Here is a 15,934-nt window from a genome sequence, read left to right as displayed (position 1 = left end):
TTAGAAGTCCTTATAAAAAACAAGTTCTACACGAGTGTTGTTGTAATGATCTTTTGTATTAACAGGTACGTCTTTAAAATAGTTGCCATATAAACGTTCAACACGAAGTTTTATTGGTTGATAATTAAAAGGCTGCCATGAAATACCCGGGCCATATTCAAATAAATTATTGTAATATTCATCTTTACTATCTGCTAAACCATGCAATTTTACATAAGCCTGTACAGTCCCACTCTCACCCTTATAAAGATTTAAGCCTGTACGTAAGCGCAAATCCCCAATAACGTTATAATCTTCTCTCGAATAAGTCGCGACATTGCCATAAAGATCGGTAAAGTAATTATCTAAACAAAGTGTATGATTACAGTTCGATGGCGAATACCATTCTTGATAACCTGTCACCCCACCAACTACACTTTCACGAAATTTTTTTCTATTTCTGTCAATCAAGTCATAACTTCCACCAACTTCGACATAAGCTCGAACTGGTATTGAAATCCATGGTTGATAATTTGCGCCTACCCCAAAAGTGGCTGCGTTCTCATCAATAATTTCAGGTCGTACCCCACCCTGAGATTTAGTATCACGGTTTAAATTAAGAAAACCGTAGACTTGAGCTCGTCCATTATCAATATTTTTTCCGTATCTTACTTTTAAAGGAAAAATAACATCGTCATAACGTGACTCATAAGAAGGTGCAAAATAAATATCGCCAAAATATGGCTTAATTTCTCCCCCACTTAAATTTTTAACTGCCTGAGTTGCCTTTGCTGCAATTGCTGGATCTGAAGACGAAGTTAATTCTTTAAATAGAACTAATGCATCACGATCTTTTTTTTGTTGATTCAGCAAATATGCTTCTTGTAATTTTAAAGTCTCATCTTGAGGAGCTAAAGCTCTTGCTTGTCTTAAACTTTGTAAAGCCTCATCTCTTTTTTCGAGCCGAATTTGTAAATAAGTCAGGCTTTTCCAGACTTTAATATCTGTAGGGGTCAGCTTACTCAGCTCAACTAAAATTTTTTCTGCTTCTTGAGGTTGAGACTGCTCTATTTTATAAAATCTGTCCCATTTATCATAAATGAGATTGCCAGGTTTATATTCAGAGTTGACTTGGTCTTGTGCATAAACAGAGCTCATACTCACTACCGTTAAAGAAGAGATCACTGCTCCCATAAGTAATATTGAATGTGTTATAGAGTTTTTTGTTTTGCTATTTTTCATTTTCACCTCTACAGTAAATTAGTCTTATTAAGGAGAACAAGTCTTTGAAATGATCAATAAATATTATAATTAAAAATAATAAGTTACATCGTTAAGTTAGGTTAAAGATGTTTTTTAAAATGAATAATTTAATCTCCGTTTTTTATTATTGATCTATTCTGTCTTATCCCTAAATCTCCTATAATAATGACATATTTTTTGATCAATAATTTGTAAATTTTCATAGTATTTATAAAACTTTTATAAGGAAAAACACATGGCTTTTCCACATCATACAGAACACCATGCAATTCACCGTTCAGGCTGGTTAAGAGCTTCAGTCTTAGGGGCTAATGATGGAATTATTTCTGTCACTAGCTTAATTATGGGCATGGCAGCAAGTGGAGCCAACTCACACACTCTATTAATTACATGTATTGCTGGCCTTATTTCTGGTGCTACCTCAATGGCTGCTGGAGAATATATTTCCGTAAAATCTCAAGAAGATATTGAAAAAGCAGATTTAGCGATTGAAGCAAAAGAACTCTCAAAGCACCCTCAAAAAGAGTTAGATGAGCTAACTCAAATTTATATTTCTAGAGGGCTATCTAAAGAATTGGCTCAAGAGGTTGCTTTACAGTTAACCACCCATGATGCATTGGGTGCACATGCTCGTGATGAAATCGGCATTCATGAAAATACCGCAGCTAATCCTGTACAAGCTGCCTTATCATCTGCCGCATCATTTTCTTTTGGTGCTTTTTTCCCTATGCTCGCTATATTACTAAGCCCTAATCATTTGATTATGCCTGTGGTTTTGGCTACTGGTATTCTTTCGTTAGCGATTTTAGGTGCACTTTCTAGTTATTTTGCAGGTACATCTAAAATTAAAGGGAGTTTGCGTATTACGTTATGGGGTATTTTAGCAATGGCTTTTTCAAGCTGGATCGGTTCTTTATTTAATGTCACCCCTTTATAAAAAAGTTTTTAAATACTCCTCTAGAATATTTAAAAATTAAATAGCCAATATTATTTGCTCTTCATTCTATTTTCACGTTATGGTGAAGTGAAAGAAGTGAGGTGAATAAAATGAGCCTATTACAACAACTTGCAATTAAACATCCAATTTTTCTGGCTCCCATGGCAGGGGTTTCTACACCAGAACTAGCGGCCGAGGTTTCAAATCAAGGAGGCCTTGGATCATTAGGCTTGGGAGCAAATACTCCACAAAGTGCACGTGAACAAATTTTAAAAACTCAAGCACTCACCGAAAACTCATTTCAGGTTAATTTTTTCTGTCATCAGTCTACAGAACTTAATCTAGAAAAAGCAAAACAATGGATTGCATATCTACGTCCTCATTTTGAAAAATTCGGTGCTCAGCCACCTCAAGATTTGCACTGCATCTATCCAAGTTTTTTAGACAATGATGACTTTTTAAATATTGTTTTAGAAACTAAGCCCAAAGCGGTGAGCTTTCATTTTGGTATTCCCCATCCGCATCAAATTAAGGCTTTAAAAGAGTCTGGTATTTTGACTATGGTTTCGGCTACCAATTTAATTGAAGCGCAAGCCATTGAAGCAGCAGGTATTGATATTATTATTGCTCAAGGTATTGAAGCAGGTGGCCATCGCGGAATTTTCAACCAGACTTTTGATGCCGCGATTAAAACCAGTGACTTAGTACAATTGATTGTGCAGCATTGCAAACTCCCGGTTGTCGCCGCAGGCGGGATCATGACTGGCTTACAAGCCAAACATATGTTGAGCTTGGGAGCAACCGCAGTCCAGTTAGGTACAGCGTTTGTTCAATGCCAAACCTCAAATGCTTCTGCTGAATATCGCAAAGCATTATTTAATGAACCCGTAACACAAATTAGCGCTAGCCTTTCTGGGCGCCCCGCTCGCGGTTTATTCAACCATTGGCACAACCAAATTGATTCACCTACTCGACCTGCCCAACCAGAGTATCCATACGCTTACGATTTGGCGAAGCAACTTAATGCTCTTGCGAGTAAACACCATGACTATGGTTTTGGTGCATTTTGGGCAGGAAGTAATGTTGCACTGATACGCGAATTAGGAGCATCAGATCTGGTTAATCAACTCGTTGTTGAAATGCTAGATAATGAATAGATGAAGATTTTAAGCAACCAGCCTGTGTACTGGTTGCTTTATTTTAGTGAGTAGCTAATAAATTAACCTGTTCAACCTGAACATCGCTCATCAAATTACCTTCTGCAAGCAATTGATTAAAATAACTCTCGACTACTAATGCCTGTTCAGCAGTGGTTTCAACTTTATACATATTTTGTCGGAACTCGTTACTTGAGCGTAAACCTTTGGTGTACCAAGCAATATGCTTACGAGCAATACGACATCCAGAATATTCACCATAAAATTGATATAACTCAGACAGATGCCCTAAAAGTACATCTTTGACTTCTTCAATATTTGGAGCAGCCAAATGCTCACCAGTTTTTAAATAATGGGCAATTTCACGGAAAATCCATGGACGACCTTGTGCAGCCCGCCCAATCATGATTGCATCGGCGCCAGTATAGTCCAGTACATATTTTGCTTTTTCAGGACTATCAATATCACCGTTGGCAATTACTGGAATATTGATTAACTCTTTAACATGTTTGATTAATTCATAACGTGCTGTATTTAAATACATGTCTTCACGTGTGCGGCCATGCAATGCTAACGCAGCAATCCCCGCCTCTTCTGCACGTTTTGCCACCCTTAAAATATTTTCTTGGCCATTTAAAAATCCTAAACGGGTTTTTAAAGTCACAGGAACGTCAACTGCTGCAACAACTGCATCCAGTATTCGAGCAACCAAGTCTTCATCTTGTAATAATGCTGAACCTGCTAATTTATTGCATACTTTTTTTGCAGGACATCCCATATTGATATCAACAATTTGTGCCCCATTTGCAACTTGATAGCGAGCAGCCTCAGCCAACTGTTCTGGGTCAGAACCCGCGATTTGCGCAGAGATAGGAGCTAACTCTCCATCAAAATTAGCACGATAAAGACTTTTTTTAGTCATCCGTAAAGTTTTATCAGCAGTCATCATTTCACTGACCGCATGACCCGCACCAAAATACTTGCACAACGTTCTAAATGGACGGTCAGTTACACCGGCCATAGGAGCAACAATTAAATTATTTGACAGTTGATAGGGACCAATATACATATATATTCATACAATTGATGATCAACATAGTATACTTCATCCGCTTGATCAGCTCATCTTTTTTGCAGGTGCTTTCCTCGCCATGAACAAACCGTTGTCTTCCCGTTTTTTATTAAAATCATTCGGTGTAGTCACCGTATGCATGAGTTTAGCTGCTTGTGGAGATAAAGCCTGGTGGTCAAAAAATGATGAGCCCGATTTAGAAAGTCAGCAAATTAAAAAGTTAATTCCAGCACGTGTGCATGATCGGGAGTCATGGGCTAAAGATATTGACGATATTATGCAGGACTTAAAAATTCCTAAAACCAAACAAAATGTTTGTAGTATTGTCGCGATTGTAGATCAGGAATCAAACTTTGTTGCTAACCCTGTAGTACCAGGCCTAGGCAAAAAGGCAGTTGACGAAGTCAGTACCCGTTTAAATGAAAAGTTTGAAGACAAACTTGGCCAGAAAGTGGGTGGTACTGTCGCAGGTTATTTTGAAGAAGTATTGAAAACCCAACCCTCTCCTGACAACAACTATATGAGTCAGATGCGTAAAGTCAAAACTGAAAAAGATCTCGACTTACTTTATCGTCAAATTTTTGATTTTATGACTCAACATTATCATGTCAGTGCGTTAACTGGTGCAGCTAAACTGGTTGGGCAAGATATTGGTGAAAAAATGAATCCAATCACCACATTGGGTTCAATGCAAGTTCATATTAATTATGCTAAAGCGCATAAACGTTCTAGCATGAATATTGCAGACCTGAGAAATGATCTTTATACGCAATATGGCGGTCTATATTATGGCATTCATCGCTTGATGGTATACCCAGCAGACTATGATAAGGCCATTTATCGTTTTGCCGATTATAACTCAGGTATGTACTCTAGCCGTAATGCTGCTTTTCAAAGCATGCTCGATGCCCTTACTGATAATGAGCTCACCTTAGATGGTGATTTACTACTTTACGATAAAGCTGGTAGTCCACTCGCAGTTCAGAGTCAGTCAGAAAAAGAGTTAATGAAACTATTTACTGCAAATAATGTCTTAATTACACCAAGACAACTTCGCGATGATCTTAAATTAGAAAAAGAGAAAAAGTTTGAGAATACACAAACTTATATTGCCTTAACTAAACTCTATAAGGCAAAAACAGGCAAAGAACCTATCTATGCTATTATGCCTCAAGTGGTAATTTCTGGGCCTAAATTAAGTCGTGACTATAATACTAACTGGTATGCAACCCGCGTAAACGGACGATATGAATCATGTATGCAACGAGCGAAACGAATAAGACAATAAAAAATCTCGCCCTGTTTGATTTTGATGGGACCTTGTGTAGTAAAGACAGTTTTACAGGGTTCATCTTTTATGCGTTATCTAAGCGCCACATAGTTAAGCAAGGCTTGAAAATCCTGCCATGGATTCAAGCCTATTATCTTAATTTTTATCCCGCCCATGCGATGCGTGCCAAACTTTTTCGAAGCATGTTTCGCAATACCCCAGCAATTGAGCTGCAAAGATTAGGCGAAGAATATGCACAAGAACTCGTCTCAACTCTTTCACCTGAAATTTTTGCACAATTACAACAACATCAGCTACTTGGTGATCAGGTAGTACTAGTTTCGGCTTCAATCGATATCTATCTTGCTCCACTTTGCAAATTACTCGATATCGAATTAATTTGTACTGAAACTCAAGTAAAAAATGGCATAATGACGGGTTATTACTCAACGCCAGATTGTAGTAGTGAACAAAAGAAGTTAAGAATACATGAACAATATTCTTTGCAGGATTATTATCAAGTTTATGCTTATGGAAATAGCTCAGAAGATTTAGATATGCTGAGCCTTGCCACCCACCCTTTTATGGTCGGTGAAGATCGAATCTTGCCATCGTTAACACCACAAAAAAAGCTCGCATAAAGCGAGCTTTTTTTGTAGATCACTACTTAATAAATCGCCATATGATCGCGATGGATCATTTCAAGCGAACGGGCTTCTCCAAGTACTTGATAAACCTTATCTGAAGAGAGGCCCTTAATAATTTCAGCTGAACGAGAACTAAAGTTTACTCGTCCAACCGCAATACGTTTGCCTTGCTTATCAACGCATTCAACCACATCACCACGATCAAAATGTCCTTCAACAGTTTTTACCCCAACAGGTAATAAACTGCGATGTTTAGATTTAATCGCATCAACCGCGCCATCATCTATGACCAGACGACCTGCTGTTTGTAAATGTGCAGCAAGCCACTGTTGATGTGCTGTCATACGGTCTTTATCAGTCGTGAACAATGTGCCAAGCATTTCACCAGCCATGACTCGTGACAATACATTATCACTTTCACCACTAGCGATCAGTGTTGGACAGCCCGACTTAGCCGCTAAACGGGCAGCACGGACTTTAGTGACCATGCCTCCTCGCCCAAGTACACCACCACCGCCAGCCATTTCAAATAAAACATCATCCATGGCACGAACAGTTGATAACAGCTTTGCATCAGGGTTGTGACGTGGGTCTGAGTCAAACATGCCTTGCTGATCTGTTAAAATGATCAGTAAATCAGCATGTACTTGACCAGCAACCATTGCCGCTAAGGTATCGTTATCACCAAAACGAATCTCGTCAGTAGAGACTGTATCGTTTTCATTAATAACCGGAATAACACGCCAGTCAATCAAGTTCTGCAACGCATCGCATGAGTTCAAATAACGACGGCGATCTGCCAAATCGTCATGTGTTAATAACACTTGAGCTGTTCGAATACTATGATTTTCAAGCACGCTAGACCATGTATGAATTAGGCCCATCTGCCCAATTGCGGCACATGCTTGTAAACTGGGTAGATCGGTGGGTCGACTCGCAAGCTTCATACGAACCATACCTTCTGCTACAGCTCCTGAAGACACTAAAATAATTTCGTGCCCAGCATTGTGTAAATCTGCAATCTGTTTCGCCCAATGCGAAATAGCATCCAGATCTAGCCCCTGCCCATTTGCTGTGAGTAAAGATGATCCGATTTTAACAACGATTCGTTTACATTCACTGAGCTTACGTTGCCCATCGACCACTTCTATCATGTTTTCCTCGGTTTTTTAGTCACGAACGTAGATGCTTTCTACATCATTGTCGTCTTCATCATCGTCAAAATCATCATCATCATCCATCATGCTTTCAAGACGTTGTGCTCGACGCATTGCACGATATGCTTCTTTTGCCGCAATGGTTTGTTCACGTGTTTCAACTTCTAGTTGTTCACGGAAAGCTCTTACTTCTGCTGCGTACTCAGGATCTTCAACTTCGCGTTCACGTTGCTGTTCAATCTGATCCATCAGGTAGTACACAACTTCCTTTGTACCTTCACTTAATAAGCCCGATGTTTTAAAGACAGGTCCAGTCCACTCTAATTCATCTAGAATGTGCTGACACCACTCTTCACGGCTTTCCTCAGCAATTTGATCCAGTTTATTGAGCACTAAAACAACTGGTAGTTTCGCCAAAGTAGGTGAGAACTTAACCAACTCATTCATAATTGCTTTTGCATTATGAGCTGGATCTGAACCATCAATTGGTTGTACATCAATAATATGTAAAAGAATACGAGTACGCGCCAAATGTTTAAGGAAACGAATTCCTAGACCTGCACCTTCTGCCGCACCTTCAATAAGGCCCGGAATATCGGCCATTACAAATGAACGATGACGGTCAGCATCTACAACACCCAAGTTTGGAACCATGGTTGTAAATGGATAGTCTGCCACTTTTGGCTTTGCAGCACTTACAGCACGAATGAAAGTAGATTTACCAGCATTTGGCATACCTAATAAGCCAACATCTGCCAATACTTTCAACTCAAGACGAATTTCACGAAATTCACCTTTAGTACCCGTAGTACATTTACGTGGAGCACGGTTAGTTGATGATTTAAAGTGTGTATTTCCCAAACCACCTTCACCACCACCTGCAACCAGAATTCTTTGGCCGTCTTCAACCAAGTCGCCAATAATATCGCCAGAATCTGTATCAACAATTGTTGTACCAACAGGTACTTTTAAAACCACATCTTCACCACCGCGTCCGGTACAGTTAGCACCTGCACCGTTTTTACCACGTTCAGCGCGGAATTTACGGGTGTAACGGTAATCGACTAAGGTACTTGTATCATCATCGGCTTGAATATAGATACTTCCACCACGTCCGCCATCACCACCATCTGGGCCACCAAATGGTACAAATTTTTCACGGCGAAAACTGGCTACGCCATTGCCACCGTCGCCAGCCTCTACGGTAATGACTGCTTCATCAACAAAGCGCATTTGCCAATCCTCTAAAAACTCTAAAACCGCCTATTCTGCCATATTTTCATAAAATTCTCGAATAGAAAATCGAGAGAATTCTACTTTCCCAGGTCTTATTTTATTACTTTTTATATTGATAAAAACTTATAGCAGAACATAGCCTCTCTTTATGTATTTATTCCTTAAGGATGTACATTACGCAGAGGTAAATCCATCTTCATATCTAAATTAGCTTTAGTGTGTTGCACAGAGTTATACATAATGGCATTAAAGCTTGAGATATTGCCCATTTCCATTGCATCATTAATTTTTAAGCTTGGATTAAATTGGTGTTTAATCGGTAAATTTACCGATTCATCGAACTCGAAATAAACTGGACCATTAAAAGCAATCTTAACAGGAATGGTATAGCTACGTTTTAACTGAAATGGAATATCCAGATTGATGGGTATATTTAGTTTTAGTGGAAACCTAGGTAACAACTTATTTTGGTATATTAAATCGGTTGTTGTTTCCAAAGGCATCACCTGATCAACTTTCAGCGTTGTTGCATAATCAACACTTACTGTAATTGGAGTCTCAACTTCAAACGCTAAATCAGCCAAATATCTCCCCTTTAAAGGCACCGAAATCTGACGATTAATATCAATTGATGTATCTAGTTTACCTATGGACTGGACCTGTAAATTATTACCAACATGTATTTTAGTTTCTAATGATTCTGGTAATCGAATATCTGATTCGTGCGCAGAAACCACTACCGAAGCTTGTATATTTAAATAGAGCCAAAATAAAATTGCCGTGAGTACCATAATCAGAAAGAAACTGATGAGCATACTTTTTATTGAACCCAGCATAAGTCACCTTCCTACTTATTCTGGTTCTGTGCAGGTAAAGATGTAGAGTTATCATCTTTAACACGATTAAGGCTCATGCTTGATAGAGGTATTTTTAACTCGCCATGCTCAATTTTAACTGGCAAAGTATTTTTGACATCTACTGAAGCATTTAAAGCAGTTTTTACAGGTACATTTAAACTACCCTGAATTGGAATATTTGTTTTTAATTGGGCATTTAGTGGAATATGAAGATCTTCTTTTAAAACCGTTTTAACTGGAGCATCAAACTTCAAATGAACTTTTTGATCGAGCGGTACTTGAATATCAATAGGTACATCAAGCTTTAAGGGAATATTCCCTTTTAATGGTAAAGTAATATCCTTACCCAATACTCTGACTTGAACTTTGGTGTCTATCGGTAGGCTTTGATCAACTTTTAACGTTTCTTTTACAGGAATAACTGTACTGATTGGCACCATATTATCGAAATAGACACGAGGAGTTAACGTCTGTGTTAAAGGTATCGTTAACTTTTCATTAATAGGAATATTCGCATTTACTCGGCCTTTTACATCGACATTTAAAGCATCTTTTACTTTGACCTGTACCTGTAATGGTTCTTGTAAATCAATCGCTACAGCTTGGTTTTTCAGCGGAATATAAATATTAAAATGCTTGAAAACCCAAATGGCGATGAGCACACCACATATATTCGCGATGATGATGAAAAAGAAGACTATCAATAATCTTTTAAACTGCTGCAATTCCAATCCCTTACTATTTCTTTTTGTTCCTTAAATCCTATTCTCATTGATTTCCAAAAAATAATCAGCATATATTTTGTACGGTTGTAAAAAAACCCAGTCTAAACTGGGTCTTTTTGTCACATACTTTTATCTAACGTTAAATCAAATTAAGCATTAGTTTCTGCAGGGATTTTTGTATAGCTTACGCCACACATTTGTTCAGCAATACGTAATACTTGGCAGCTATAACCTACTTCGTTATCGTACCAAACATATGCAGTTAAACGGTTACCTGAAGTAATTGTTGCTTGAGCATCATATACACCAGCAGTACGAGAACCGATAAAGTCACTCGATACAACTTCTGTAGAGTTGGTATAACCGATTTGTCCTTGAAGTTTAGAGTTAATCGAAATTTGACGAATGTATTCGTTCACTTCTTCGCGATCAACTTCTTTATCAAGTGTTAAGTTTAAGATTGCAAGAGATACGTTTGGTGTAGGAACACGTACAGAGTTACCAGTTAACTTACCTTTTAATGCAGGTAATGCTTTAGCAACAGCTTTAGCAGCACCAGTTTCAGTAATAACCATGTTCAATGTAGCAGCACGACCACGACGATCAGCTTTGTGATAGTTATCAATTAAGTTCTGGTCATTTGTAAATGAGTGAACTGTCTCAACGTGACCATTAAGAACTTTATATTTGTCATCCAATACTTTAAGAATTGGAGTGATCGCATTTGTTGTACAACTTGCAGCAGAGATGATTTTGTCTTCATCTAAGATGTCAGAGTTGTTTACACCAAATACAACGTTTTTCATTTCGCCTTTACTTGGTGCAGTTAATACAACACGTGCAACACCTGGGCATTTCAAATGTTGGCTTAAGCCTTCAGCATCACGCCATTTACCAGTGTTGTCGATTAAAAGCGCGTTTTCAATACCGTATTGAGTATAGTCCACTTCACTTGGGCTAGATGCATAGATCACTTTGATGAAGTTACCGTTAGCAATGATTGCTTCGTTTTCTTCATCAACAGAAATTGTACCAGCGAAAGTACCGTGAATAGAGTCACGACGAAGTAAAGAAGCACGTTTTGCCAAGTCACCGTCAGAAGACTTACGAACAACAATCGCTTTAAGGCTTAAACCACGACCTAAACCTGATTGGCTAATGATTAAACGAGCTAAGATACGACCAATACGACCAAAACCGTAAAGAACTACATCTTTAGGTTGTTCAGAAGTTGCGCTACCTTTAATTGACTCAACTGCTTGAGCAACAAAAGCGTCAACATCACCGCCTTTTTCTTTATATTCAACTGCAAGTTTACCGATATCAACTTCTGCAGAACCAATGTTTTCAACTTTTGCTAAAGCTTCTAAAATTGGGAAAGTATTTACTACAGAAAGCTCAACATCTACAACACGTGTACGACGGTGAGTTTTCAAAATTTGAATAACAGAACGGTTAATTAAAGAGCGACCGTAAACAGATACGACAATATTTTTTTCACGGTATAATTGACCGATTAATGCAATCATACGTTCCGCGATTTCTTCACGGTTTTTCCAACGGCCTTGGTGTTCAGCGTGCAGGGCGATGATAGTGTCTTTGCTCACAGATACGTCCTCTAATTAATTATATCTAGGCGTGATTTTTAAAACCCCGTAATTGTAATGGAATTATTAGCAAGAATGAATCAAAAGCTGACGTTAGTGACTAGATTTTCCCAAAATTCATCATAAATTCATAAAATACCTATAATTATTTTTTATTATCTTATTGTTTAAAGCAGCTAAATTTTTGCTTTTTCTTACTTTTTAGATTCTGCTGCTCTAATCATGAGCATCATTTTTTAATCTTTTTTGATATTTTTCGAGATTTAATTGCAAATTTTTGGCTTTTTTCTGCTGCTGATAAAGATGGAATGCACCTTCTAGCACAAGTACAAATACAGCACACCAAATTGGAATATAAGTAAACCATTCTTCTTGACCAATGCTTTCCCCTAGCACTAAAGATGCTAAAGCAAGTAACACTGGTTCAAGATATCCAAGTAAGCCAAACACAACTAAAGGTAAAAAACGACTTGCTAATATGTAACATCCCAAGCCTATAGCACTAAGTACTCCTAATCCTGCAATTACTAAGGCAAGAGTTGGTTGATCGAAAAATTTACTATATGGCAATAATCCTGTATGTGTTAGATAAATCGCCACAGGCATGATGATCAAAAGGTCCCACCAAAAACCACCTAAATTATCTGTTTTAATTTTCTTGCGTAACAAGAAATAAGCTGAGTAACCAATGGCCACCAAAGCAGTTTCCCAAGCAATACTTCCTAAACGAAAAATCTCATGGCCGACACCAACTATTGCCAGAATAATAGCGACCCACTGAAATTTTGATATTTTTTCCCCATATAGCACACTACCAGCCAAAACCAGCACAAGCGGTAGAAGGAAATATCCCAAAGATACTTGTAAACCACGTCCATGCATGGGTCCCCATAAAAAGAGCCATAGCTGTACCGACGTTAAAATCGAGGTTGTTATGAGTAACAAAAGTAAAGAAGGTTTTGCCAAAATACGTTGATAGATATTTTTAATATGACTTAAGTCACCACTCCACCACATAAATAGAGTTAAAAATGGCAAAGTAGCAATAATACGCCACCCAAATGTTTGCTCGCTATCAAGTTGACCAAGTAGTTGAGTATAGAAATAAAGAACACCGAAAGTTAATGATGCCATGACAGAGAAAATCACGCCTTTTAACATCACTAACCTCTTTACACTTTAAGAAAAATAAAGCGATACAATACTTGATTTATCCACTATAAAAAAGAAAAAACCATGCGAAAACATGGTTTTTTATTAAGCAGAATTTATTTATTCTTTGTGCTCAGTATGAATAACATCACGAATATCAAATCCTAATGTTTTGGCATAATTTAGATATTCATCAATCAATTCTTTTTTAGGATGTGGTGTCCTAGATAATACCCAAAGATACTTACGTGAAGGCTCCCCTACTAAAACAGTTTGATAGTCTTCATCCAGCTTTAAAATCCAGTAATCTCCACGAATAACCGGAATCCATCTCACAGCTTCAGGTAAAAAACTTACTTTTAATTTTGTGTTATAGGGTGGATTGACTACAAAAGCTTCGCCAATAGATTGCTGTAATTGCTTCTGATTATCGTAGCAGCGATTATCTACAACGATATTTCCATTTTCATTTAAAGTGTAAGTTGCAGATACGTTGTAAGCACATTTTTTTTGGAAAAAAGCCGGTTTACGTGCGACTTCATACCACACACCTAAATAACGGTCTAATTCAACTTTATCGACAGTTGGTAAAGGCTTCTGCTGGGCATAGGCATATGTTCCAACGGCTAAGCCAGTTAGAACAATCCCGCCCAATGCAATTTTTGCCAAGCGCCAACTGGCTTGCGGAACATTATTTCGAAACGCCATTGTTGCCCTCAACTATTAGTTGTGAATACAAAAATAACTTAAACATCTACAGTAGCTTGTTTTTTAAACAAATCATGTAGTGTTATGTATCCATTTATTGCAACATTTGCGCTTTTAAACGAACGATTTCATCACGAATACGAGCCGCTTGCTCAAATTGTAGATCTTTAGACGCCTTTAACATTTCTTTTTCAAGCTTAGTAATATGCTTACTGAACAATTTAGGATCAGAAAGAATATGACGGTCATCAGCACTTAGTGCTTGTGCCTGCTCCAATATTTTCTCATCAATTTGATCATCTGAAAGCACCTCACCCGTATCAATTTCTTTCACAGCCTGACGGACTGCACTACGTGGTGTAATACCATGCAGCTCGTTAAACTCGATTTGTTTAGCTCTACGGCGTTCTGTCTCATCAATTGCTTTTTGCATAGAGTCGGTAATTCTATCTGCATATAAAATTGCTTTACCTTTCACATTTCGCGCAGCACGACCAATGGTCTGAATAAGTGAACGTTCTGAACGTAAGAAGCCCTCTTTATCTGCATCTAAAATAGCAACTAAAGAAACCTCTGGCATATCTAAGCCTTCACGAAGTAAGTTAATACCGACCAAAACATCAAATACGCCTGTACGTAACTCATGAATAATTTTGACACGTTCAACCGTATCAATATCCGAGTGCAAATAAGCAACCTTAACACCATATTCTTTTAAATAAGATGTTAAATCTTCCGCCATACGTTTTGTTAAAGTCGTCACCAATACACGTTCATTTAAGTTCTTACGAATATTAATTTCAGACAGAACATCATCGACTTGGGTAAGCACTGGACGAACTTCAATTTCAGGATCAATCAAACCTGTAGGACGAACGACCTGCTCAACCACTTGTTCTGACTTCTCCAACTCGTATTTGGCTGGCGTTGCACTCACAAAAATAGTGGTCGGAACAATACGTTCCCACTCTTCAAATTTCATTGGACGGTTATCAAGCGCACTTGGTAAACGGAAACCATAATTCACCAAGTTTTCTTTACGTGAACGGTCACCTTTATACATTGCGCCAATTTGAGGAACAGTTACATGTGACTCATCAATAATAAGTAAAGCATCGTCCGGTACATAATCAAATAATGTCGGTGGTGCTTCACCTGCTGGACGGCCTGATAAATGACGAGAGTAGTTTTCAATACCATTGGTATAACCTAACTGCTGCATCATTTCCAAATCATAACGAGTACGCTGTTCGATACGCTGAGCCTCAAGCAACTTGTCATGTTCACGGAAGAACTTAAGCTGGTCTTGAAGTTCATCCTTAATGGTATCAATAGCACGCGTTAAATTGTCTTTTGGCGTTACATAATGACTTTTCGGATAAATCGTAACACGTGGTACTTTGCGCACCATCTTACCGGTGAGTGGATCAAACCAACGGATTGAATCTACTTCATCATCAAAAAGTTCAATACGAATTGCGTGTTGGTCAGATTCTGCCGGGAAAATATCAATAATTTCGCCACGAATTCGATAAGTACCACGTAAAAATTCAAGCTCATTACGGGTATATTGCATTTCAACCAAACGGCGAATAATTTCGTCTCGACTCACTCGGTCACCCTGAACCACATGCAATAACATTTGCATATAGGCATTTGGGTCACCCAAACCATAAATAGCAGAAACAGAAGCTACAATAATTGCATCACGACGCTCTAACAAGGCACGTGTTGCAGATAAACGCATCTGGTCAATATGGTCATTAATTGCTGCATCTTTTTCAATAAATGTATCTGAAGACGGAACATAAGCCTCGGGTTGATAGTAGTCGTAATAACTTACGAAGTATTCAACTGCATTATTTGGGAAGAAGGCTTTAAATTCACCATAAAGCTGGGCTGCTAATGTCTTATTGTGCGCCATCACAATGGTTGGTCGCTGTGTTTGGGCAATCACGTTTGCCATGGTATAGGTCTTACCGGAACCAGTCACGCCCAAAAGTAACTGATTACGAAAACCTTTTTCGACGCCATTTACCAGCTTTTCAATTGCCTGTGGCTGATCACCCGCTGGCTGGTAATGAGTGACCAAATCGAAAGGTTGATTTTCGTTCACAGTTCTCTCTCTTTATAAAAAATTTGAATTTATCGTCTAGCAATTTAATGG

The 15,934-nt window shown here is 38.2% G+C and carries 14 protein-coding genes; 4 read left to right on the top strand and 10 right to left on the bottom strand.

Translation table 11 applies throughout. The features are described from left to right. Entirely contained in the window at positions 1–1,221 is a 1,221-nt protein-coding gene (locus F984_RS05075; protein WP_004707584.1) for a tetratricopeptide repeat protein, read from the bottom strand. 256 nt (positions 1,222–1,477) lie between these two features. Between F984_RS05075 and F984_RS05070 the strand changes: the two genes are divergently transcribed. Both F984_RS05070 and F984_RS05065 read left to right on the top strand, forming a co-directional pair. Continuing rightward, entirely contained in the window at positions 1,478–2,179 is a 702-nt protein-coding gene (locus F984_RS05070; protein ID WP_002052483.1) for a VIT1/CCC1 transporter family protein, read from the top strand. Between the two features lie 110 nt (positions 2,180–2,289). Next, positions 2,290–3,336: an NAD(P)H-dependent flavin oxidoreductase gene (locus tag F984_RS05065; protein ID WP_004707583.1), complete on the top strand. Its 1,047-nt coding sequence runs from the start codon at positions 2,290–2,292 to the stop codon at positions 3,334–3,336. Positions 3,337–3,379: 43 nt separating this feature from the next. Here F984_RS05065 and dusB read toward each other — a convergent pair whose 3' ends face one another. Further along, a complete protein-coding gene (gene dusB, locus F984_RS05060) occupies positions 3,380–4,405 on the bottom strand; it encodes a tRNA dihydrouridine synthase DusB (protein ID WP_004707580.1) in 1,026 nt (341 codons plus the stop codon). Between the two features lie 82 nt (positions 4,406–4,487). Between dusB and F984_RS05055 the strand changes: the two genes are divergently transcribed. Together F984_RS05055 and F984_RS05050 are read left to right on the top strand one after the other, a co-directional pair. After that, a complete protein-coding gene (locus F984_RS05055; RefSeq protein WP_002052526.1) occupies positions 4,488–5,696 on the top strand; it encodes a DUF1615 domain-containing protein in 1,209 nt (402 codons plus the stop codon). Beyond that, positions 5,663–6,319 carry an HAD-IB family hydrolase gene (locus F984_RS05050; protein ID WP_004707577.1) on the top strand — a complete coding sequence of 219 codons (657 nt, stop codon included), beginning with the start codon at positions 5,663–5,665 and terminating at the stop codon, positions 6,317–6,319. Before F984_RS05055 ends, F984_RS05050 begins: the two co-directional genes overlap by 34 nt. 26 nt (positions 6,320–6,345) lie before the next feature. On the opposite strand, the gene proB is transcribed toward F984_RS05050, so the two are convergent. The 8 genes from proB to uvrB form a co-directional block, all read right to left on the bottom strand. Further along, positions 6,346–7,479, bottom strand: a complete 1,134-nt coding sequence (proB, locus tag F984_RS05045) for a glutamate 5-kinase (protein WP_002052602.1) — start codon at positions 7,477–7,479, stop codon at positions 6,346–6,348. Positions 7,480–7,494: 15 nt separating this feature from the next. Then, positions 7,495–8,715, bottom strand: a complete 1,221-nt coding sequence (cgtA, locus tag F984_RS05040; RefSeq protein WP_002052725.1) for an Obg family GTPase CgtA — start codon at positions 8,713–8,715, stop codon at positions 7,495–7,497. A 164-nt stretch (positions 8,716–8,879) separates the two neighbouring features. Continuing rightward, on the bottom strand, positions 8,880–9,554 hold the full coding sequence (locus tag F984_RS05035; protein ID WP_002052875.1) for a hypothetical protein: 675 nt from the start codon (positions 9,552–9,554) through the stop codon (positions 8,880–8,882). An 11-nt stretch (positions 9,555–9,565) separates the two neighbouring features. Further along, the gene (locus tag F984_RS05030; RefSeq protein ID WP_004707574.1) at positions 9,566–10,300 is read right to left on the bottom strand and encodes a hypothetical protein; all 735 of its coding nucleotides are present in this window, start codon (positions 10,298–10,300) and stop codon (positions 9,566–9,568) included. 149 nt (positions 10,301–10,449) lie between these two features. Then, complete coding sequence (locus F984_RS05025) at positions 10,450–11,907, bottom strand: glyceraldehyde-3-phosphate dehydrogenase (RefSeq protein ID WP_002052743.1); 1,458 nt, start codon at positions 11,905–11,907, stop codon at positions 10,450–10,452. A 216-nt stretch (positions 11,908–12,123) separates the two neighbouring features. Then, entirely contained in the window at positions 12,124–13,071 is a 948-nt protein-coding gene (gene rarD / locus F984_RS05020) for an EamA family transporter RarD (protein WP_079376984.1), read from the bottom strand. 108 nt (positions 13,072–13,179) lie between these two features. Continuing rightward, positions 13,180–13,767, bottom strand: coding sequence for a lipocalin family protein (locus F984_RS05015; protein ID WP_002052730.1), 588 nt, complete (start codon positions 13,765–13,767; stop codon positions 13,180–13,182). A 94-nt stretch (positions 13,768–13,861) separates the two neighbouring features. Next, on the bottom strand, positions 13,862–15,883 hold the full coding sequence (gene uvrB / locus F984_RS05010) for an excinuclease ABC subunit UvrB (protein ID WP_004707569.1): 2,022 nt from the start codon (positions 15,881–15,883) through the stop codon (positions 13,862–13,864). Positions 15,884–15,934 lie beyond the last annotated feature (51 nt).

The sequence above is a fragment of the Acinetobacter nosocomialis NIPH 2119 genome, assembly GCF_000368085.1.
Taxonomy (GTDB): domain Bacteria; phylum Pseudomonadota; class Gammaproteobacteria; order Pseudomonadales; family Moraxellaceae; genus Acinetobacter; species Acinetobacter nosocomialis.
Note: the sequence above shows the minus strand (reverse complement) of the source record. Positions and strands in the feature narration are given on the sequence as shown.